18 protein-coding genes are annotated in these 21,536 nt (G+C 69.9%); 10 read left to right on the plus strand and 8 right to left on the minus strand.

Annotated elements, in window-relative coordinates:
* The first annotated feature begins 25 nt into the window (after positions 1 to 25).
* From DMH03_RS20265 to DMH03_RS20275, 3 genes are all read left to right on the plus strand, one after another.
* A complete protein-coding gene (locus DMH03_RS20265) occupies positions 26 to 2,101 on the plus strand; it encodes an acyl-CoA dehydrogenase (protein ID WP_125793550.1) in 2,076 nt (691 codons plus the stop codon).
* A gap of 115 nt (positions 2,102 to 2,216) precedes the next feature.
* The gene (locus DMH03_RS20270; protein WP_199748947.1) at positions 2,217 to 4,982 is read left to right on the plus strand and encodes a DEAD/DEAH box helicase; all 2,766 of its coding nucleotides are present in this window, start codon (positions 2,217 to 2,219) and stop codon (positions 4,980 to 4,982) included.
* On the plus strand, positions 4,982 to 6,166 hold the full coding sequence (locus DMH03_RS20275; RefSeq protein WP_125793552.1) for an SWIM zinc finger family protein: 1,185 nt from the start codon (positions 4,982 to 4,984) through the stop codon (positions 6,164 to 6,166). Before DMH03_RS20270 ends, DMH03_RS20275 begins: the two co-directional genes overlap by 1 nt.
* 543 nt (positions 6,167 to 6,709) lie before the next feature.
* On the opposite strand, the gene DMH03_RS20280 is transcribed toward DMH03_RS20275, so the two are convergent.
* Complete coding sequence (locus DMH03_RS20280) at positions 6,710 to 7,957, minus strand: alpha/beta hydrolase (protein WP_125793553.1); 1,248 nt, start codon at positions 7,955 to 7,957, stop codon at positions 6,710 to 6,712.
* Between the two features lie 66 nt (positions 7,958 to 8,023).
* On the opposite strand from DMH03_RS20280, the gene DMH03_RS20285 reads away from it, so the two are divergent.
* From DMH03_RS20285 to DMH03_RS20315, 7 genes are all read left to right on the plus strand, one after another.
* Entirely contained in the window at positions 8,024 to 9,415 is a 1,392-nt protein-coding gene (locus DMH03_RS20285; protein ID WP_125793554.1) for a wax ester/triacylglycerol synthase family O-acyltransferase, read from the plus strand.
* An 88-nt stretch (positions 9,416 to 9,503) separates the two neighbouring features.
* Positions 9,504 to 10,568, plus strand: coding sequence for an acyl-CoA dehydrogenase family protein (locus DMH03_RS20290; protein WP_125793555.1), 1,065 nt, complete (start codon positions 9,504 to 9,506; stop codon positions 10,566 to 10,568).
* A gap of 4 nt (positions 10,569 to 10,572) precedes the next feature.
* The gene (locus DMH03_RS20295; protein ID WP_125793556.1) at positions 10,573 to 11,745 is read left to right on the plus strand and encodes an acyl-CoA dehydrogenase family protein; all 1,173 of its coding nucleotides are present in this window, start codon (positions 10,573 to 10,575) and stop codon (positions 11,743 to 11,745) included.
* The gene (locus DMH03_RS20300) at positions 11,742 to 12,656 is read left to right on the plus strand and encodes a bifunctional MaoC family dehydratase N-terminal/OB-fold nucleic acid binding domain-containing protein (RefSeq protein WP_125793557.1); all 915 of its coding nucleotides are present in this window, start codon (positions 11,742 to 11,744) and stop codon (positions 12,654 to 12,656) included. Before DMH03_RS20295 ends, DMH03_RS20300 begins: the two co-directional genes overlap by 4 nt.
* Positions 12,653 to 13,048 carry a MaoC family dehydratase gene (locus tag DMH03_RS20305; RefSeq protein ID WP_125793558.1) on the plus strand — a complete coding sequence of 132 codons (396 nt, stop codon included), beginning with the start codon at positions 12,653 to 12,655 and terminating at the stop codon, positions 13,046 to 13,048. Before DMH03_RS20300 ends, DMH03_RS20305 begins: the two co-directional genes overlap by 4 nt.
* Positions 13,048 to 14,217 carry a lipid-transfer protein gene (locus DMH03_RS20310; protein ID WP_125793559.1) on the plus strand — a complete coding sequence of 390 codons (1,170 nt, stop codon included), beginning with the start codon at positions 13,048 to 13,050 and terminating at the stop codon, positions 14,215 to 14,217. Before DMH03_RS20305 ends, DMH03_RS20310 begins: the two co-directional genes overlap by 1 nt.
* Before the next feature lie 74 nt (positions 14,218 to 14,291).
* Complete coding sequence (locus DMH03_RS20315) at positions 14,292 to 14,855, plus strand: DUF5134 domain-containing protein (RefSeq protein ID WP_125793560.1); 564 nt, start codon at positions 14,292 to 14,294, stop codon at positions 14,853 to 14,855.
* A gap of 49 nt (positions 14,856 to 14,904) precedes the next feature.
* On the opposite strand, the gene DMH03_RS20320 is transcribed toward DMH03_RS20315, so the two are convergent.
* The 7 genes from DMH03_RS20320 to kstD all read right to left on the minus strand — a co-directional run bounded on the left by DMH03_RS20320 (position 14,905) and on the right by kstD (position 21,508).
* Positions 14,905 to 15,363: a riboflavin kinase gene (locus DMH03_RS20320; protein WP_125793997.1), complete on the minus strand. Its 459-nt coding sequence runs from the start codon at positions 15,361 to 15,363 to the stop codon at positions 14,905 to 14,907.
* A gap of 274 nt (positions 15,364 to 15,637) precedes the next feature.
* Positions 15,638 to 16,387 (minus strand): class I SAM-dependent methyltransferase, encoded by a 750-nt coding sequence (locus tag DMH03_RS20325; protein WP_125793998.1) that lies wholly within the window; start codon positions 16,385 to 16,387, stop codon positions 15,638 to 15,640.
* Between the two features lie 52 nt (positions 16,388 to 16,439).
* The gene (locus DMH03_RS20330) at positions 16,440 to 17,303 is read right to left on the minus strand and encodes a MaoC/PaaZ C-terminal domain-containing protein (protein ID WP_125793561.1); all 864 of its coding nucleotides are present in this window, start codon (positions 17,301 to 17,303) and stop codon (positions 16,440 to 16,442) included.
* Positions 17,304 to 17,422: 119 nt separating this feature from the next.
* Positions 17,423 to 18,448, minus strand: coding sequence for a ferredoxin--NADP reductase (locus DMH03_RS20335; protein ID WP_125793562.1), 1,026 nt, complete (start codon positions 18,446 to 18,448; stop codon positions 17,423 to 17,425).
* Positions 18,445 to 18,705, minus strand: coding sequence for a hypothetical protein (locus tag DMH03_RS20340; protein ID WP_125785490.1), 261 nt, complete (start codon positions 18,703 to 18,705; stop codon positions 18,445 to 18,447). The genes DMH03_RS20335 and DMH03_RS20340 overlap by 4 nt, the downstream gene beginning before the upstream one ends.
* Positions 18,702 to 19,841, minus strand: coding sequence for a Rieske 2Fe-2S domain-containing protein (locus DMH03_RS20345; protein WP_125793563.1), 1,140 nt, complete (start codon positions 19,839 to 19,841; stop codon positions 18,702 to 18,704). Before DMH03_RS20345 ends, DMH03_RS20340 begins: the two co-directional genes overlap by 4 nt.
* Positions 19,838 to 21,508, minus strand: coding sequence for a 3-oxosteroid 1-dehydrogenase (kstD, locus tag DMH03_RS20350; protein ID WP_125793564.1), 1,671 nt, complete (start codon positions 21,506 to 21,508; stop codon positions 19,838 to 19,840). The genes DMH03_RS20345 and kstD overlap by 4 nt, the downstream gene beginning before the upstream one ends.
* Positions 21,509 to 21,536: the final 28 nt, after the last annotated feature.

The following is a 21,536-nucleotide window of genomic DNA, read 5'->3' on the forward strand; positions in this document are numbered from 1 at the left end:
TAGGTCCGAGCAGGAGGTCTCACCCGTGTCGATCGCGCTCACCGAGGAACAGGCGGCGCTGGCCGCGTCGATCCGGGCCTGGGCGGCTTCCGCCCGCCCCGTCGACGCCGTCCGAAATGGCCGGATCACCGAGCCACCAGCAGGACTGGCGGAGCTCGGCCTGTTCGGCGTGGCGATTCCCGAAGACGTCGGCGGCGCCGGCGGTACGGTCACCGACCTGAGCGCCGGGCTCGCCGAAGCCGCCGAAGCACTCGTGCCGGGGCCTGTCCTCGGGACGGCGTTGGGCGGCGCGCTGCTCGCGACGGTTCCCCAAGCCGCCAAGGAGATCCTGCCCGGTCTCGCGGACGGGACCGAACGGATGGCGGTGGTGCTGGGCCGGGGTTTCCGCATCTCGGGCTCGGTCGTCGACGGCGAGTCGGGACCGGCTCTCGACGTTCACCCGTCGGCATGGACGTTGGTCTCCGACGGCGACGTCTCCGCGCTCATTCCACCCGGGACGTCCGGAATGGACATCGACTACTGCGAGCCCTTCGACGTGTCCCGGCCCGTCGGCCGTATCCGATGCGCGAAGGTGCGGCCCGAAGCGGTTTTCGAGGCTCTGCCGGTGGATTCCTACGCCGCCACTCTCGGTGCCGCCGAAGCCGCGGGGATCGCCCGATGGTGTCTTCGGACCGCCGTCGAGTACGCGCAGGTGCGAGAGCAGTTCGGGCGTCCCATCGGGTCGTTCCAGGCGATCAAGCATCTGTGCGCGGAAATGCTGTGCCGGGCCGAAGCCACCGACGCGCTCGCGTGGGACGCGGCGAGAGCGGCCGAAGACCCGGCGCAGCACGCCCTCGCGGCCGCCACGGCGGCGGCTTACGCACTCGACGCGGCCGTGGCCAACGCGAAGGACTGCATCCAGGTCCTCGGCGGCATCGGCTTCACCTGGGAGCATGACGCGCACTTCTACTTGCGGCGCGCCGTAGCGCTGCGGCAATGGCTGGGCGGTTCCGCCCGCTGGCGACGTCGTGCCGCCGGACTCGCGCTGCGCGGCGACCGCCGGACATTGAGTGTCGACGTCGGCGAAGACGCCGGACTCCGTGACCTGGTAAGCGAAATCGCCGCTTTACCCGAGCAGTCACAGCGCGTCGCGCTGGCCGATTCGGGACTGTTGGCCCCGCATTGGCCCGCGCCGTACGGCAGAGGCGCGACCGCCGCCGAGCAACTGCGGATCGACACCGCCCTCGCCGGTGCCGGCATCCGTCGTCCCGACCTGGTCATCGGCGCCTGGGCGGTCCCGACACTGCTGGAACACGGCTCCGAGGAACAACGCGAACGGTTCGCCGCGCCCACTTTGCGCGGCGAGATCACCTGGTGTCAGCTGTTCAGCGAGCCCGAGGCGGGCTCGGATCTCGCGTCGCTCCGCACGACGGCCCGCCGCGTCGACGGCGGCTGGCTGCTCAACGGCCAGAAGGTGTGGACCTCGCTCGCCCGCGAAGCCGACTGGGCGATCTGCCTGGCGCGAACCGACCCGGAAGCCCCGAAACACCAGGGGATCACCTACTTCCTCGTCGACATGACCGCGGGCGGGATCAGTACGCGTCCGCTGCGTGAGATCACCGGCGACGCCGTCTTCAACGAGGTGTTCCTCGACGACGTCTTCGTCCCGGACGACATGGTGGTCGGGGAGGTCGACGGCGGCTGGCGGCTCGCGCGGACGACGCTGGCCAACGAGCGGGTGGCCCTCGGGAGCGGATCCGCGGTGGGGGAGGGGGTCGAAAACCTGCTCGCCACGCTGGGCGATGACGCCGATCGGGAACGGCTCGGTGCGCTGATCGCCGACGGCAGCGCGTGTTCGGTCCTGGACCTGCGGGCCACGCTGCGGCGGCTCGACGGCCAGGATCCGGGCGCCGAGTCGAGTGTGCGCAAACTGCTGGGAGTGCGGCATCGGCAGGCGGTGGCGGAGTTCGCGCTGGAGGCTTTGGCGGAGAACGCGCTCGTCGCCGGTGACCCCGCGCAGCACGAGTTCCTGCTGACGCGATGCCTCAGTATCGCGGGCGGTACGACGCAGGTGCTGCTGTCGCTGACGGCCGAGCGGTTGCTGGGGCTGCCTCGGTCCTGAAAGTTCCGGTCACGGCACTTTGTCGTGCTATGAACGGTCCTTTCCTTGCAAAATTTGCAAGGAAAGGACCGTTCATAGCACCGCCGCCCGCCGGCTGTCGGTCCCGTGCTCTAACGTGCGGGTCGTGGAGTTCGGCACAGGAACCCAAGCCACCTTCGTCCCCTCGGATCCCCCGCGGGACGGCGTGCTGGCGCTCTGGGGAGACGGCGTAGCGGGTGACACCGCGATCGAACTCGTACTGCCGGTGGGGAAGGTCTTCCGGCGTACGAAGGTCGACGCGGCACTCGTCCCGCTGTCACGCGCGATTCCGCGGCTGCTGACCGCCGAGGGTGACCTGAGCCCGGCCATCGCCGCGTGGTCGGCCGTCGCCGAAGCCGGGGTGAACCTCATCGCCCGCGGGAGGCTGCTGCCCGCGGCCTCACCCGGCGGGGTGGATTCGTGGCGGGTCGGCCCGCTCGACGTCGCCGACGAGGAGATGTTGCGCGGGCTCGCCGCCGCGCTGCCTCCCGAGGCGCACGCGCTGCCGTTGTCCGGGCTGAAACGGATCCGGCTGCATTCGCCGGAGTCGTTGATCCGCGCGTTCTGGGACGCCACGGCGGATGTGCTGGTCCGCACGCCCGCCGCGAGTGTCACGGCGGGTGGGCCCGCGTTCGCCTCGGCGGAGCCGACGCTGGTCGGTCCGGACGGTGCCGCGTGGCTCGCGGAGCTGAGTGCCCGGCAGGCGCAGGGCGCGCATCTCGTCCTGCGCATGGAGGTGAACGAGCCCGAGAGCCCCGAAGAAGAGCCCACGTTCGCCGCCGTCCTCGCCGTGCGGAGCGCCGCCGATCCGAGCCTGATCGTCGAAGCGGCGACACTTTGGGACGCGCCCGAAGCGGTGCTGGAACGGATGGGCGAGCAGGTCGAGACCCAGTTGCTGCTCGGCCTCCGCCGGGGCGCCAGGGCATGGGCGCCGCTCGGCCGCATGCTCCGGTCCGCCGCGCCGACCGGGCTGATGCTGGAGTACGACGAGGTCGTCGACCTGCTGACCCACGGGGACGCGGCGCTGGGCGGCGCCGGCATCGAGGTGCAGTGGCCGAAGGATCTCTTCGCGGGCGAGCTCAAGGCGAAGGCGAGCGCGACCCAGGTCCCGGGCAGTGTCACCGGGCCCGAGTTCACGCTCAAGAGCCTCCTGCAGTTCCGCTGGCGGCTGAGCCTCGGCGACGAGGACCTCACCGACGCCGAGGTCACCGCGCTCGCGGAGGCGAAACGGCCCTTGGTGCGGCTGCGGGGTAAATGGGTCAAGGTCGACGCACGGCTGATCGCGAAGGTGCGTGCCCATCGCGCGAAGAAGCTGTCCGGGGCCGAGGCGCTGGCCGCGGCGCTCACCGGCGAACTGGAACTGGACGGCGAGAAGGTCGAGTTCACCGCCCCGTCGGCGCTCACCGGGCTGCTCCAGCGAATCCGTGACAGCGCCGCCGAACCGATCGAGCAACCCGCGGACCTGAAGGCCACCTTGCGGCCGTATCAGAAGGCGGGCCTGGGGTGGCTGTCGACGATGACCGGGCTCGGTCTCGGCGCCTGCCTGGCCGACGACATGGGGCTTGGCAAGACGATCCAGCTCATTTCCCTGCATCTGCACCGCCGCCCGCGAGGTGAAGGCCCCACGCTCGTCCTGTGCCCGACGTCGTTGCTCGGCAACTGGGAACGCGAGTTCGCCCGGTTCGCGCCGCACATCCCGGTGCGCCGGTTCCACGGCGGCGGACGGCATCTCGACGAGGTCGCGCCGGACGAGGTCGTGCTCGCCACGTACGGTGTTCTCCGCCGGGATCGCGAGACACTGTCCGAAGTGGACTGGGGGATGATCGCGGCCGACGAGGCGCAACACGTCAAGAACCCGCTTTCGGTCACCGCCAAGGAGTTGCGGAAGATCCCGGCCGCCGCGAAGGTCGCGCTGACCGGCACGCCGATGGAAAACCGGCTCACCGAGCTGTGGTCCATCATGGACTGGACGACACCGGGTCTGCTCGGCTCGCTCGACGGGTTCCGCCGCAAGGTCGCCCGCCCGATCGAACGCGACCGCGACGTCGCCGCCACCGAGCGGCTCGCCACGACCGTCCGGCCGTTCCTGTTGCGCCGCAAGAAGACCGACCCCGACATCGCGCCTGAACTGCCGCGTAAGACCGAGACCGACCGGTTCGTCCCGCTCACCGCCGAGCAGACGACGCTGTACGAGGCCGTGGTCCGGGAGAACCTCGCGATGATCCGCGAGCTGGACGGGGTGGCCCGGCGCGGGCAGGTGCTCAAACTGCTCACCGAGCTCAAGCAGATCTGCAACCACCCGGCGCAGTACCTCAAGGAATCCGGGGTGCTGCACGGCCGCTCCGGCAAGCTCGCCGCGTTCGAGGAGCTGCTCGACGTCATCCTCGACGAGGGCGACAGCGTGCTCGTGTTCAGCCAGTACGTCCAGTTGTGCCGCCTGCTGGAGAAACGCCTTGCCGAACGCGGCCTGCCGACGATGCTGCTGTCCGGGTCGAGCACGCCCAAGGGCCGGGAGGACATGGTCGCCCGGTTCCAGGCGGGCGAGGTGCCGGTGTTCCTGTTGTCGCTCAAGGCGGGCGGGGTCGGGCTCAACCTGACCAAGGCGACCCACGTGATCCACTACGACCGCTGGTGGAATCCGGCGGTCGAGGACCAGGCCACCGACCGCGCGTACCGGATCGGGCAGGACAGGCCGGTCCAGGTGCACCGGCTGATCGCCGAGGGCACGCTCGAGGAGCGCATCGCCACGGTGCTGGAGACCAAACGCGGGCTGGCCGACGCGCTCATCGGCGCGGGCGAGAACTGGATCACCGAACTGTCCGACGACGAACTCGCCGACCTCGTCCGCCTCGGGGAGACCTGATGCCCAGCGCGACAGGGCGGAAGCGGCGCACCTTCGGCAACACGTGGTGGGGCAAGGCTTGGGTCGAAGCCCTGGAGGAGCGCGCCAAGCTCGATCCGAACAGGCTGCCGCGCGGGCGCACGTACGCGCGCAAAGGCACGGTCAGCAAACTCGCGGTCGGCGCGGGCGAGGTGACCGCGTGGGTACAGGGCAGCCGGGCGGTGCCGTACCGGGTGACCATCCGCATGCGGGCGTTCACCGAGGCACAGTGGGAGAGCCTGCTCCGCATGGTCGGTTCCCGTCTCGGGCACGTCGCGGCCCTCCTCGACGGCGAACTGCCCGGCGAGCTGGCCGAGGACGCGCGGGCCGCCGGCGCGGATCTGCTCCCCGGCCCCGGCGATCTGCGGCCGAAATGCTCCTGTCCCGACAGTGCGAACCCGTGCAAACATGTCGCCGCGGTGTACTACCTGGTCGCGGACGAGGTCGACACCGATCCGTTCGCGCTGTTCCTGCTCAGAGGCAGGCCGAGGGAGGCCGTGCTCGCGGAACTGCGGTCCCGCCGTGCTCCCGCGAGCGAACCGGGTAAACGGGTGCGTGCCCCCGCCGCACCCGGGGTGGATCCGAAACGTGCCTACACCCGGCGGATCGCCGCGCTCCCGCCGCGACCGGCCGTTCCCGGCATGGTCGGACCGCCCGCGGTCCTCGACCTCGACCCGCCGCACCGCACGGGCTGGAGCGGCGACATGTTCGTCGAACTGGCCGCCGATGCCGCCGCGCGGGCCTGGGAACTGCTGGTGATGGGGCCCGAGCGCGAAGTGGAGCTGACGTTCGAGGAGGACCTTGCCCGGCGTGCGGCGGCCGGCGATCCTCACGTGGTCGCCGAACTCGCCGAGGCCGCGGGAGTCCCGGTGCGGGATCTGGCCGTCTGGGCACAGGCCTGGCGCGAGGCGGGCCGGGGCGGGATGGCGGTGGTGCGGGAGCCCTGGCGGCCGGGGCAGGCACCGCTCGCGCAGGCCACAGCTGATCTCGCCGAATCGGGGTTGCCGGGAACGCCGAAGACCTGGCGGAACCGGATCACCCAGGGAGACCTGCAGCTGCGCTACGGCCGTGACGAACGGTGGTACCGCTTCGTGCGCGACGGCGAGGGCTGGCGGGTCGACGGCCCGCCGTCCGCGCGGCCGACCGACGTGATCTACCCACCCTGACCACGAGCAACCTGGGGAGAGCCTGGGTCGCGGTGGTCGTGAGTGGCGATTCCTCTTAGGTACCTGTGGCGCTTCTTGCGTGAAGTACATGAAGGACCCCTTGCTGTACCTGGGCGCAAGGATGGGGTCCTTCATGTACTGCGGGAAGGGGTGAAGGTCGAGTTTCCTCGGCTGAGCCGAGGGAAGGGGGCCTTCACGCGCTGTCGCTGTAGTGCCGAGGCTCCAGGGGGCGTTCCTGCCCGCCCGCAGCCTCGGCCCGGCCCGGCATGCCGTGAAGGGCTCCTTCCCTACTCTCAGGGTAGGGAAGGAGGCCCTCACGGACTTGCGATCCCGGCCCACCCGTCGTAGGCACTTAGAACACTGTTGGCTAACCCGAATCGCCACTCGCGACCACCCTGAACGACGCTTTTCGGCACCCTGGTCGCTCGAAGTACGTGAAGGGGCCCTTCGCGCGCCATCGTTGAGCCTGGTGGGACTACTGGGCTACAGCCGTGTGTTCCGTGAAGGCCTCCTTGAGGGACCCAGAGTCCCTCAAGGAGGCCTTCACGGACCTGTGGCCCCGCGCCGCCAGGTGCGGTAGCTCCACTCCAGGAACCGCTCCACCCCGCGGACCACGTGCGCGCTGCGGATCGAGGGGAAGACGTCGAAGGCGTGCTGCGCGCCGGAGATCTCCGCGTACGCGACTTCACGCTGGGACTTCTCCCGGAGACGCCGCACGAATTCGCGGGCCTCGCCGACCGGCACCAGTGAGTCGTGGACGCCGTGGATGACGAAGAACGGCGGCGCGTCCTCGGTGATGCGGTCCAGTGGTGACGCCGCGATGTAGTCGTCGAGGAAGTTCACCGGGTCCCGGTCCGCCTCGAAGACGTGCCGGGCGATGAGCGTCTTGAGCCGGGTCTGGCTGGAGCGCCGCCCGCTGGTCGCGGCGAAGTCGTACACGCCGTAGTGCGGGGCGCACGCCTGGATGCTCGTGTCGGCCTCGGTGAAGCCGGGCTGCAACGCCGGATCGTTCGCGGTCAGTGCCAGCAGCGCGGCGAGATGCCCGCCCGCGGAACCGCCGGTGACGGCGACGAACGACGGGTCGCCGCCGTAGGACTCGGCGTTGTCCCGGATCCAGGCCAGCGCGCGTTTCGCCGCGATGATGTGCGCGGGCCAGCGGGCGGCGGGGGAGAGCGGGTAGTTGATCGCGATGCAGATCCAGCCGCGTTTGGCCATGTGCAGCATCAACGGCAGGCCCTGCTGATCCTTGTTGCCGATCACCCACGCGCCGCCGTGCACCTGCAGCAGGATCGGCGCGCCGGTGACCGGTTCGCGCGGGGCGTAGACGTCGAGCAGGAACCGCTTCCCGCCGGGCGCGTAGGCGACGTTGCGGGTCCGCCGGACGTCCGGGTCGCGCATCCGGAACGGCATGGCCAGCTGGCCCCACGGTGTCGCGAGGTCGGTCGGGCTCGGCGGATGCTCGAGTTCGTCGGTGTAGGCCTTGCCGATGCCTTCGGTCAGCGCGGTCTCGATCTCGCCGCGGGCCCGCTGGGACTGCGCGATCAGCGTGCCGAGCCCGGCCGCCGACGCTGCCGCGAGCGCGAGTCCGGCCTTGCTCGAACCGCCCCGGTGCCGGGCGACATGCGCCGCCACGTCGGCCGTGGTGAGCGCGAGCAGATGCGGGGCGAGCTCCCCCGTGAGCCAGCCCGCGAAGAACGCCGGAACCGCCGTCCTGGCGCCTCTCGGCGGCTTCAGCGCGTTCGCGGTGAGCGCGAGCTGGAGTGCCTGGCGGACGACGAAACTCGGCTGCATGGGCACCGATCCTACCGCCGGGTGACAGCCTAGAACCGGTTGCAAAGTTCACTTAAGGTGATTCTTATGCGGAGATTGAGTGGTCTGGACGCGAGTTTCCTCTACTTGGAGACACCGGCCCAGGTGCTGCACGTGTGCGGACTGCTCACCTTGGACGGTTCGACCTTGCCCGGTGGCTACGATTTCGAACGCTTCAAGGAGAAACTGGCCGAACGGGTCGACCTGATCCCGGCGTTCCGGCGCAAATTGCACAATCCACTCTGGAATCTCACGCATCCGGTCTGGGTCGAGGACGAGGACTTCGACCTCGAAGCCCACGTTCACCGGATCGGCGTACCCGCCCCCGGCGACCGGCGGGAGCTGGCCGAACTCTGTGCCCACATCGCGGGACAACGGCTGGACCGCACGCAGCCGCTCTGGCAGTTGTACGTCATCGAAGGCCTGGCGGACGGCGGGATCGCTGTCCTGCTGAAGATGCACCACGCCAGTGTCGACGGGGTCGGCGGCGCCAGTCTGATCACTTCTCTCGCCGGCCTCGAAGCGGACGCCCCGCCGCCGGAGGTCGCGCACGACGAACGCCGCAACGGGGACGTCCCCGGCAGGCGCGCGCTGCTCGGCGCCGGGCTGACGTCGTTCGTGAAACGCCCCGCCGAGCTGGTGAAACTGCTCCCCGACCTGCTTGAGCTCGTCCCGAGCTGGCTGGGTAAAGCGTTGCAGGGCAAGGGAATGCCGGTCCCGTTCACCGCGCCGCGCACGTCGTTCAACGGGACGATCACCGCGCACCGCAGCGTCGCCTACGCCTCTCTCGACCTCGACGAGGTCAAACGGGTCAAGAACGCCTTCGGGGTGACCGTCAACGACGTCGTCCTCGCCGTGGTTTCCGGTGCGCTGCGGCGGTTCCTGCGAGAGCGGGGCGAACTGCCGGAAGATCCGCTGGTGGCGACCGTGCCGGTCTCCGTGCACGCCCGCACCGAACGCGAGCACGGCACCAACAAGGTCTCGGCGTTCTTCGCGTCGCTGCCCACCCATCTGGAGGATCCCGCCGCGCGGGTGTTCATGCTCGCGGAGTCGAACCGGCATTCCAAGGACCATCATCACGACATCGACGCCGACATGCTCCAGGACTGGGCGCAGTTCTCGGCGGCGACCATGTTCGGCCTCGCGGTGCGCGCGTATTCCGCGCTGCGCCTGGCCGAACGGCATCCGGTGGTGCACAACCTGGTGGTCTCCAACGTGCCCGGTCCGCCGATGCCGCTGTACCTGCTGGGCTGCCGGATCACCGGGCTCTACCCGCTCGGCCCGGTGTTCCACGGCGCCGGGCTCAACGTCACCGTGCTGTCCAACGCGGGCCGGGTCGGCGGCGACCTGCTCGGCGCGCGCGAACTCACCGGTGACCTGTGGCCGCTCGCCGACCACTTCCCCGACGCGCTCGCGGAACTGCTCAAAGCCATCTCCTAGATCCGCACCCCTTGCCGTCACGCCTCCTTCCGGTTAAGACTAGAACAGGTTTCAATATTGTGCCCGTTCGCCCCGGTGAGGAGCCAGTGTGGACTTCCAGTTCGACGAGACGCAGACCGAGGTCACCGCGCTGGCCGCGCGCGTGCTCGGCAAGGAGCGCGAGCCCGCCGGCACGTGGCGTGCGCTCGCGGACGCCGGTCTGCTCGCGCTGGCGCTGCCGGCAGAACTCGGCGGTGACGGACTCGGCGTCGCCGAAGTCGCCTTGGTGCTGACCGAACTCGGCCGGGTCGCCTCGCCGACGCCCGCGCTGGCGTCGCTGGCGTTCGGCGTCCTGCCGGTCACGGCGCTCGGCGGACCGGACCAGCGCGCGTCGCTGCTCCCGCCGGTCGCCGCGGGCGAAGCCGTGCTCACCGCCGCGCTGAACGAACCTTCCGCGCCGTTCACCACCCGCCCCGCGACCGTCGCGGAATCGGCGGGGGACTGGCGGCTGAGCGGGGTCAAGGTAGGCGTGCCGTTCGCCGCGGAGGCGACCCGGATCCTGACGCCTGCCTCGCTGCCCGGCGGCACCGGCGTCTTCCTCGTCGATCCCCGCGCGGACGGCGTGACGCTGACGCCGACGAGAACCTCTTCCGGCACACCGGACTACACGATGACGCTGGACGCCGTGACCGTCACCGACGCCGATCTCCTCAACGGGCACGGGCCCGGCGAGTCGATCGCGACCCTGCACCGGTTCGCGCTCGCGGGTGCCGTGGCGTTCGGCGACGGGTTGCTCGCCGGCGCGCTGGCGCTGACCACGAAACACATCGGCGAACGCGAACAGTTCGGGCGCCCGCTGGCGGCGTTCCAGGCGGTGGCGCAACAGATCGCGGACGTCTACGTCGCTTCGAGGACGGTCCAGCTGGCCGCGCGGTCGGCGGTCTGGCGGCTCGCGGCAGGGCTCGACGCCGAGGCGGAACTCGACATCGCGGCGTACTGGCTGGCGGCGGAGGCGCCCGCGGCGCTGGCCGTCTGCCACCACCTGCACGGCGGGATCGGCGTGGACGAAACGTATCCGCTGCACCGGTTCTCGTCGGCGGTCAAGGATATGGGACGAACGCTCGGCGGCGCCGCTCATCGGCTGGCCGGACTGGGCGAACTGGTGGCGGGGTGAACCGATGCTGATCGAACTGACCACGGCGCAACACCACTTGCGCTCGGAACTGCGGAAGTACTTCGCCGGGCTCGTGAGCGCCGACGAACGGCGCGCGATGCTGCGGGAGCGGCACGGGACGGTGTACCGCGAGATCGTCCGGCGGATGGGCCGTGACGGCTGGCTCGGCGTCGGCTGGCCGGAACAGTACGGCGGCCGGGGTTTCGGCGAGATCGAGCAGCACATCTTCGTCGACGAGGCCTCCAGGGCCGACGTCCAGCTGCCGTCGGTGACCCTGCAGACCGTCGGGCCGACGTTGCAGGCGTTCGGCACCGAGGCGCAGAAGTCCTTGTTCCTGCCCAAGATCCTCGCGGGCGAGGTGCATTTCGCCATCGGCTACACCGAACCCGACGCGGGAACGGACCTCGCGGCGCTGCGCACGACGGCGGTGCGCGAAGGCGACGAGTACGTCGTCAACGGCCAGAAGATCTTCACCACCGGCGGGCACGACGCCGACTACATCTGGCTGGCCGTGCGCACCGCGCCCGACGCTCCCCGGCACAAGGGGATCTCGATCCTCATCATGGACACCCGCGATCCCGGCTATTCGTGGACGCCGATCATCACCTGCGACGGCGCGCACCACGTGAACGCCACCTACTACTCGGACGTCCGGGTGCCGGCGGACATGCTGGTGGGCAAGGAGAACGAGGGCTGGCGGCTGATCACCACGCAGCTGAACCACGAACGCGTCATGCTCGGCCCCGCCGGGCGGATCGGCGGGCTCCACGACCGCGTCCGCGAATGGGCGGCGGTCAGGAAGGCCCCGGACGGCACGCCGTTGCTCCAGCTGCCCGACGTCCGGGCCGTCCTCGCGGAAACCCTGGCGACCGCCCGGATCAACGAACTGCTGAACTGGCAGGTCGCGGCGTCGTCGGCGACCGGACCGGTGGCGGTGGCCGACGCGTCGGCCACCAAGATCGTCGGCTCCGAACGCATCCAGCGGCTGACCAGGAGACTGGAGGAGATCGTGGCGCGACACGGCGATCAGGCCGACGCCGAAACCGCGGAACTGGCGCGGTGGCTGGACGTGGTGGCCAAACGCAATCTGGTGCTGACCTTCGGCGGCGGTGTCAGCGAGATCCAGCGCGAGCTGATCGCCACCGCCGGACTCGGCCTGCCGAGGGTGCCGCGATGAGCATCCAGGAAGCCGCCGAACGCATCTCCGCGCGCGGGGAATCCGCGCCGAGGGCCGCCCGCGACGCGGTCAACCAGGCGATGGTGAACAACTGGGTCGAAGCCATCGGCGACCGCAATCCGGTGTACGTCGACGAGGAGTTCGCCGCCCGGAGTGTCCACAAGGGACTCGTCGCGCCGCCGGCGATGGCGCAGGTGTGGACGATGGGCGGCCTGCACTGGACGAGGGCGTCGGACGATCCGCTCGGCGCGATGATGGAGGTGCTCGACGAAGCCGGGTTCACCTCGGTCGTCGCGACCAACTCCGAGCAGAACTACTTCCGCTATCTCCGGCACGGTGAACGGGTCGAAGCGACCGCGAAACTCGAGAGCGTCGTCGGGCCGAAACGCACCGCGCTCGGCGAAGGCTGGTTCGTGACGACGAAGACCACCTGGTACGTCGGCGACGAGGCCGTCGCGGACATGGTGTTCCGGGTGCTGAAGTTCCGTCCGCCCGGCGTCGAGCCCGCCAAGGCGGCCGCCCCGGTGCTGCGACCGGTGATCAGCAAGGACACCGAGTTCTTCTGGGAAGGCCTTCGTGAAGGGGAACTGCGGATCCAGCGGTGGGGCGAGACCCTGCGGCATCCGCCCGGCCCGATGCCGCCGGACGGTGATCTCGACGTCAAGCCGGACTACGTCGTCGCGTGCGGCCGCGGAACGGTCTACAGCTACGTGGTGCACCACCATCCGAAGGTCCCCGGCAAGCAGCTGCCGTTCGTGGTCGCGCTCGTCGAGCTGGAGGAGGGCATCCGGGTGATGGGCGAGCTGCTCGACGCCGATCCCGAGTCCGTCCACATCGGACTTCCGGTGGAGGCCGCCTTCGTGAAGATCGACGAGGAACTGACGTTGCCCGCTTGGAGGGTCGCGCGATGAGGGACTGTTCGGTCGGCACCGAGTTGCCGCCACTGAAGATCGAGGCCACCCCGACCTTCGTGGTGAGCACTGCGCTGGCGACGCGGGATTTCCAGGACGTCCACCACGACCGCGACGCCGCCGAGCGGCGCGGATCGAAGGACATCTTCCTCAACATCCTCACCGACACCGGTCTGGTGCAACGCTTCGTGACCGATTGGGCGGGTCCGGAGGCGTTCGTGCGGTCGATCAAGATCCGGCTCGGCGTGCCCTGTTACGCCTACGACACCCTGACCTTCACCGGCAGGGTCACGGAACGGGACGGCGACGACGTGGTGGTCGCGGTGTCCGGTGTGGACAGTCTCGGCGAACACGTGGTGGGCACCGTGGCGCTCACGTTGGGAGGCGAGTGATGACCCTGTCCGGACGTGCGGCCATCGCCGGGATCGGCGCCACGGAGTTCTCCAAGGACTCAGGTCGCAGCGAGCTGCGGCTGGCGGCCGAAGCGGTTTCGAGCGCGTTGAAGGACGCCGGGCTCACTCCGTCCGATGTGGACGGTTTGGTGTCGTTCACCATGGACGGCAACAGCGAGATCGCCGTGGCGCGGGAGCTCGGCATCCCCGAACTCAAGTTCTTCAGCCGGATCCACTACGGCGGCGGGGCGGCCGGCGAGACCGTCCAGCAGGCCGCGATGGCCGTCGCGACCGGCGTCGCGGACGTCGTCGTCGCGTACCGGGCCTTCAACGAACGGTCCGGGATGCGGTTCGGGCAGGTCTCCTCGGCGGCGGCCGGCCAGGTGAACTCCTCCGGTGTCGACAACGCGTTCCACTACCCGATGGGCATCGCGACCCCGGCCGCGACCGTCGCCATGCTCGCCCGGCGCTACATGCACGAGTACGGCGCGACCAGCGAGGACTTCGGCCGGGTGGCCGTCATCGACCGCGCCCGCGCGGCGACGAACCCGAAGGCCTGGTTCTACGGCAAGCCGATCACGCTCGAAGACCACCAGGCGTCCCGCTGGGTGGCCGAACCCTTGCACCTGCTGGACTGCTGCCAGGAGAGCGACGGCGGCGTCGCACTGGTGGTCACCAGTGCCGAACGGGCGCGCGACCTGCCGCACCGGCCCGCCGTGATCGCGGCCGCCGCGCAGGGCAGCGGGCCGGACCAGTACGTGATGACCAGCTATTACCGCGACGATCTCCCGGCGCTGCCCGAAATGGGTGTCGTGGGACGGCAGCTGTGGGCGCAGTCCGGGCTGGGGCCCGGCGACATGGACCTTGCCGTGCTGTACGACCACTTCACCCCTTATGTCCTGATGCAGCTGGAAGAACTCGGCTTCTGCGGGAAGGGCGAGGCCAAGGACTTCATCGGCGGCGGCACCCTGGAGCTGGACGGGAAGCTCCCGCTCAACCCGCACGGCGGGCAGCTCGGGGAGGCCTACATCCACGGGATGAACGGGATCGCCGAAGGGGTCCGCCAGCTGCGAGGCGACGCCGTCAACCAGGTCGACGGGGCCGCACGCGTGCTGGTGACCGCCGGCACCGGCGTACCTACGAGCGGATTGGTCTTGACCACGGGCTGAGATCACCTCAATGTCCGATGGTGTACTAGAGCGCTACCTGCGACGGTGAAAGGGACCACCGCCCGGGAGGTGCCATGTCCGGAATCGTCGCTTGGACACTCACCGCGGTGTTCGCCGCGCTGGTCCTGCCGTGCGTGCTGAGACTCGTCCGGCTGGACTATGGCACGCAGGGCGCGGCGATCCGCAACGGTGACCTGGCCGAACTGCTGCTCGTCGTCGCCATGGTCGCGATGCTGTCCCCGGTCGGCGGCCCGATCCCGGCGGCGGGCTGGCAGGCGGTCCTGGCGCTGACCGCGGGCTGGTTCGCCGTCGCGTGGTGGAAGGGACGACGCTCCGGGCACGCCGCGTGCGGGCATCACGCCGTCTCCGCCACCGCGATGCTGTTCATGGTGACGTTCATGCCGCACAGCGACGTCACCCACGGTCCGTGGCTGGTGATGTCCGGCCCCGGCGGCCCTTCGGCGCTGTGGCTTTCGCTGGTCTTCGGTGTCGTGGCCGCGTACTTCGCCGCGGACGCGGTGCTTGCCGGCGTTTTGGCGGCGCGGGGCGACGGCGACTCCGCGCAGACGTCACGGCGGGTGTGCCGGGTCGTCATGGGGCTGGGGATGGGTTACATGCTGCTGGGCGCCGCCGTCTGACCCCGCAACCAGTCACCGGCTTGCGCGGTCGGCGAGCGCAAGCAGATGACTAATTGCCGAGGACGCGGCGCACGACCCCCGCCTCGGCGGTGCCCGCGTCCGGCAGGCCGTCGGCAGGGTTGTCCGCGGCCCACTTCGCGGCGTCGGCGATGTCCTTGTTGAGCGCGACGATCAGCGCCTCGGACGACGGGTACGCCTCCTGCTCGCGCAGGTGGTGGCCCAGCCACACGGTCAGCACCTCGCCGTAGAGGTCGCCGCTGAACTCCAGCAGATGCGCCTCGACGAGCCGGTAGCCGTCCGCGCCGTAGTAGGTCGGCCGCCTGCCGACCGAGACCGCCGCCGCGATCCGGGTGCCGTCGGCGCGTTCGGCCCAACCCGCCCACACTCCGTCGCCGACTTGGCCGTCTTGGTCGCGCAGCGCGATGTTGGCGGTCGGGAAGCCCAGTTCCCGGCCCCGCTGATCGCCCTTCTCCACCTGGCCACGGACCACGAAGTACTCCGCCGTCATGCCGCTCCCCGTCGCAGTCGTCACGAGAGCCATGAATACCACGCCCCGCACCCGGGGTCGACCGCCGTCCACGCCCCGAGAGTGTCCACTGTGTACTGAATCACCTGGAAGAACCCGCGTCCGCGGTCGACGTCGGCAGGGCGCCGCCTGGTCATCTATGTCACGACGGGGGACAGGGCGCCCTGCCACCGCGACAGCGGGGCCTTCGGCCGGAGGCGGATTCCTGGGTAATGTCCCTTGCCGGGTACATCTCAGCTCCGCCGTCCGGCCGCGATCACGCCGTGACGAGGCGATACCCCAAGTCCAGTTCCGTCCGGCCGAGCAGACCGACGTGGTGCCGATGCCAATGTCCGTCGGCCAGGTCGGCACGCAGGCGCTCGACCGCCGTCGCGACGACGTTCTGGTCCAGCAGCGCCACCCCGGACATCCCCGCGCGCACGCGTTCCGACAGGTACGCCTCCGGCCTGCGCCAATACGCGCCGAGGAACCCGTCGACGCAGTCCGAGGGCACCGGCAGCGGGGCCACCGTGGGTGTCACGCCCGCCGCGCCCAGCTCCTCGACGACCCGGTCGAGACAGGCGAGCCTGCTCTCGTGTTCGGCGATCTCCGGCAGGTAGTCCCGCACCAGCCAGAACCGCGCGAACACCGCCTGATCCCAGGTCACGATCACCTGGCGGCGGGACACGCGCCGCAGCTCGGCCAGCCCGGCGGTCACGTCCGTCCAGTGGTGCACGGTGAGCACCGCGAGGGCCGCGTCGAAGGCGCCGTCGGGGAACGGCAGCTCTTCCGCGCACGCCTGCACGGCGGGAGCCGCGGCGGCCGGACGCTGCGCGATCATCCGGCTCGACGGCTCGACGGCCACCACGTCGCGGTCTTCCGGCTCGTAGGAACCGGCTCCGGCCCCGACGTTGACCACCGAGCGCGCGTCACCGAGGGCGGCGGTGACGGCGGCGGCGATGCGGGGATCCGGGCGTCTTGATCGCGCGTAGTCCCGGCCGAGTTCGGCATACGGGTCCGAGATCAAGGGGCGCACTTGGCCGAGTCTAGCCAGAGCCGCTACCTGCGGGAACGATGATTCAGTCTGTCGTGGTCAAGAAAGTGTCGGAAAGGACGGGTGCCTCGTCCCGGTCCGGTGCCGTGGTGGTGATCAGCAGCCCGGCGGGCTCGCGCCAGACGCGGGTCCGCAGCGGTTCGCCGGGGAAGACGACGCCGGCGAACTTGGCCGAGAACGACGCGACGCGCGAGGCGTCGCCGTCGAGGAACTCGTCGGTGACGGCCTTCGCGATGACGCCGTAGGTGCACAGGCCGTGCAGGATCGGCTTGTCGAACCCGGCGGCCGCGGCGAACGCGGGGTCGGCGTGCAGGGGGTTGCGGTCGCCGCAGAGCCGGTAGAGCAGCGCCTGCTGTGGCAACGTCGGCGTGTCGATGACCGCGTCCGGTTCGCGCGACGGGAGTTCGACGCGGTCGGACGGGCCGCGTTCGCCGCCGAAACCGCCTTCGCCACGGGCGAAGATGCTCGACCGCAGTGTCCACAGTGGAGTGCCGTCCGAGTCGGTGGCGACCGTTTCGTTCACGATCACGGCCGCCTTGCCCTTGTCGAAGACGTCCACGATCCGGGTGCGCGCCACCGCCTTGCCCGAGGTCGGGATCGGCCGGTGCGCGATCACTTCCTGCTTGCCGTGCAATACCTTCCCGAGGTCGACCTCGACACCGGGGAACGAGACCGCCGGCGGTTCGAACACGCGCAGGTTCGCCGCCACGGTGGCGAACGTCGGCAGCACCTGGAGGCCGTCCTCGTAGGTGTAGCGCAGTTCCCGAGGGTTCGTCGGATCCGCGCCCGCGCCGAGCGCCAGGTGGTAGAGCTGCACGTCCGACGCGGTCCAGGCGAAACTCACCTCGCCGAGGTCGGCGCCGATCGCGACTGTGGGGTCGATGGGCACAGGGACTCCTACGGTGCTGTGGGTTTGTTCGGGGCAGGCGTAACTCGCGTGATTGAGGGCGTAACTCGCGTGATTGAAGGCGGAACTCGCGGTTTGCCTGAAGAAACCACCGGCATCTCCTACTCGTAGGTGACGGTGACCTCGTCGGTCAGCGGCAGGGACTGGCACGCCAGCACGATGCCTTCGGCGATGTCGTCGCCGTCGAGGACCTCGTTGTTCAGCATCTTCACCTCACCGGAGGTGACTCGGCAAGCGCAGGCACTGCATTGGCCCTCGCGACACGAGTACGGCGCGTCGAAACCCTTTTCCAGCAACAGGTCCAGCAGTTTCGTCCGGCGGGGCCAGTCGAGCTTCTTGGTCTCACCGTCGAGGGTGACTTCGACCTCCGCCGGGGTCTCGGCTTCTTCGACGGCGATGGGCTCGGCCACCTCGAACGGATTCCCGCCCAAGGACAGGAAGCGTTCCAGGTGGATCCGCTTGCGCGGCAGTCCGAGGTCCTTGAGCACCGTGCGCGCGGCGTCCATGAACGGGCCGGGACCGCAGATGAACGCCTCGTGCGTGGTGTACGGCGCCACCAGGGCGCGAAGGTGTGCCTCGGTCGGAAGTCCTTGCAGGCTTTCGAGCCAGTGCACGACGACCAGCCGGTCCTGGTGCCGAGCGGCGAGGTCCGCCAGCTCCCGCGCGAAGATCACCGATCGCTCGTCGCGATTGGCGTACAGCAGGATCACCTTGCCGGTTCCGTGTTCCAGCGCGGACTTGAGGATCGACATCACCGGCGTGATGCCGCTGCCGCCCGCGAGCAGCAGGAAGTCCTCGTCGAGCGACGCGGGGCTGAACACCCCGGCCGGCGGGAGGACCTGGACCTCCTGACCGGCCTGGAGGTTGTCGCAGAGCCAGTTCGACCCGTAGCCGTCGGCGGTGCGTTTGACGGTGACCTGCACCCGGTTCTCGTGCGGCGCGCTGGAGAGCGAGTAACAGCGGGCCACCGACCCGGTCCGCTCGCTCGGGACGCGCACGGTGAGGAACTGCCCTGGGGTGTAAGCGAAAACGGGGGCGTGCTCGGCCGGGATCTCGAACACGATCGAGCGCGCGTCGGCCGTCTCGGTGATCACCTCGGCCACGGTCACGGTGACGGGACCGCTCATTCGGGCACCTCCAGCAAGCCGTCCTTCAACGCGGCGTCGATGCTTTCGCTGAGATTGCCGCAGGTGTCGAGCAACGCCGTCTGCGCGCCCGACGCCTTCTGCTCGGCGAACACCGGGCAGCTCCGGGACGCGTCGCTCGTCCACTGGATACTGGTGTGCTGCATGCTGTTCTTCTTGACCAGCACGCACGTTCCGCACGCGCGGCAGCTCAGCGGCCGCAGCCCGGCGGTGAGGAACTCGACCGTTTCGGGCTTCACACCCCGGCCTCTTCCGACTGCTGCCGCGCCAGGTTCTCGGCCACCTCCGCCGCCCAGACCTCGTTGGCGCGGCTGGTGTCCACTTCGAACTCGAACCGCCGCGTCATGTCCTCGGTGACGTCGGCCGCGTCCACATAGAACTGGTCGTACCAGCGGCGCAGCTGGTAGACGGGCCCGTCCTCCTCGCACAGCAACGGGTTGTCGATCCGCGTCTTGTTGCGCCAGATCTCCACGTCCTGCAGGAAGCCGACGCCGATGCCCTTGGCGAACTTCCCGGCGATCTTGTCCGCGTGCTCGTCCGAGACGCCCTCGAACTTCTTCACGCTCACGCCCCACTGCAGCACGAACGAGTTCTCGGTGACCGGGTAGTGGCAGTTGATGAGCACGTTCTCGATCTCGAAACCCTGGTACGTGTTGAGCAGCGTGTTGATCATGTACGACGGCCCGAAGTACGACGCCTCCGACCGCAGCAGGTTCTCCTCGCCGCCGTAGTTGGACGCCATTCCCTTGTCCGGACGGCCTTTCGTGTTCAGGTACTGCGTGGCGATGTGGCCTTCGAACACGTTCTTGAAGTAGGTCGGGAAGGCGTAGTGGATGTAGAAGAAGTGCGCCATGTCGACCATGTTGTCGATGATCTCGCGGCAGTTGGAGCCCTCGATCAGCACCGAGTCCCAGGTCCAGTTGCTCCACTCGCCGTTGAACACGCCCTCGATCCGCGGGATGACGACGTCCTCGGGCGGCGGGTTGCCCTCCGGGTCGTGCCAGACGAACAGCTGCTTGTTCTCCTCCAGCACGGTCCACGACTTCGTCCGCGCCCGCAGCGGAACCCGCTTGGCGTAGGGGATCGAGACGCATTTGCCGTTGCCGTTCCAGCGCCAGTCGTGGAACGGGCAGGCGATCTCGTCGCCCTTGACCTCGCCCTGGGTGAGGTCGCCGCCCATGTGACGGCAGTACCCGTCGAGCACGTTCAGCTTGCCGGACGAATCGGCGAAGACCACCAGTTTCGTCCCGAACGCCGTGATGGCGTGCGGTTTCCCGTCGCGGAACGGCTCGGCCAGGCCGAGACAGTGCCAGCCGCGCGCGAACCGCGAAGGGGGCGCGCCCGCGTCGATCTGCCGTACGGATTCCGTCGTCATCGGCTGCCTCCCGTTTGACCGTGATCTTGCTGCGCGAGATGCTCGGCCGCAAGGTAGCCGAACACCATCGCCGGGCCGATCGTCGCGCCGGGGCCGGCGTAGGTGCGGCCCATCACCGCCGCGCTCGTGTTGCCCGCCGCGTAAAGTCCGTCGATCACCGACCCGTCCTCGCGCAGGACGCGCGCGTGCCGGTCGGTCCTCAAACCGCCCTTGGTGCCCAGGTCGCCGGGCACGATCTTCACCGCGTAGTACGGCGCGACGTCCAGCGGGCCCAGGCTCGGGTTGGGTTTGTTCCGCGGGTCGCCGTAGTAGTGGTCGTACGCGCTGCGCCCGCGGTGGAAGTCCTCGTCCACGCCGCTTTTCGCGAAGCCGTTGAACCGCCGGACGGTGGCTTCCAGCGCGTCGGCCGGGACCTCGATCCGTTCGGCGAGTTTCGCGATCGTGCTCGCTTTGACCGCGATGCCCGCTTTGAACCAGCGGCCGGGCAGCGGCTGGCGCGGGCCGAGGCCGGTGAACATGTACCGGTTGCGGTTGCGCTGGTCGAACACCAGCCAGGTCGGGATGTTCGCGCCGGGGCCGTCACCCTCGCCGTACATCGCGTGCACGGCCTCGACGTACGGCGCCGACTCGTTGACGAAGCGTTCGCCGCGCGCGTTGACCATCAGACAGCCCGGCCGCGACCGTTCGGCGAGCGCGAACCACGGGCCGCCGGTCAGCGGGATGGACGGACCCCACCACGCGTCGTCCATCAGGTCGACGGCCGCGCCGAGTTTGAGCCCGGCGTCGATGGCGTCGCCGGTGTTGGCCTCGGCGCCGACGGTCCACTCCGTACCGATGGGGGCCCGCTGGTACTTGGCCCGCATCTCCTCGTTGCGTTCGAATCCGCCCGCGCCGAGGACGACGCCGAGCCGCGCGCGGATCGTCTTCTCCTCACCCTCATGGCGGACCACGACGCCGGTCACCCGGTCGCCTTCGATCTCGAGATCCACCAGCGGCGTGTTCAGCCAGACGGGGACCTCCGCCCGGCGCAGGCCCTCACGCAGACCGGCCGCAAGCGCTTGCCCCATGGAAAGCAGCCGTTGCCGCCGGATCCGGCCCGCCAGCCAGCGGCCGCCGAGACCGAACACGCGGAGGATGCCGCGCGGATGCCGGGCGAGCAGACTCAGCCACCGGTAGTCCGCCTGGGTGATCGGGGCGCCGAGCGGGGGAGCGCTGTACGGCGGCTCCAGCTTCGCCAGCTCCGGTCCGAGCAGGTTGCCGTCGAGCGCGGCCGGTTCGACCGACCGGCCGCCGGCGCGCCCGCCCGGGGCCTCCGGGTGGTAGTCCGAGTAGCCGCGGACCCAGCGGAAGCGCAACGGCGTCTTGTCACAGACGAAGGACAGGACCTCGGGGCCGCGGTCGAGGAAGGCCGACCGGAGTTCGGCGGGGACGACGTCACCGACGATCGCTTCGAGGTATTCGTGCGCCCGCTCCGGGGGTTCGGAGATCCCGGCCGCGCGCAGCGCGTGGTTGCCGGGGATCCAGACGCCGCCGCCGGAGCGCGCCGTCGAGCCGCCGAAGTGGGCGGCCTTCTCCACGACCAGGACCTCGAGTCCCCGGTGGGCTGCGGACAGTGCGGCGGTCATCCCGGCGGCACCACTGCCCGCCACGATCACGTCGAACTCCATACGCCCCTCACCTGAAACACGTTGTAGG

The sequence above is a fragment of the Amycolatopsis sp. WAC 01376 genome (assembly GCF_003947415.1).
In the GTDB taxonomy this organism is placed as follows: domain Bacteria; phylum Actinomycetota; class Actinomycetes; order Mycobacteriales; family Pseudonocardiaceae; genus Amycolatopsis.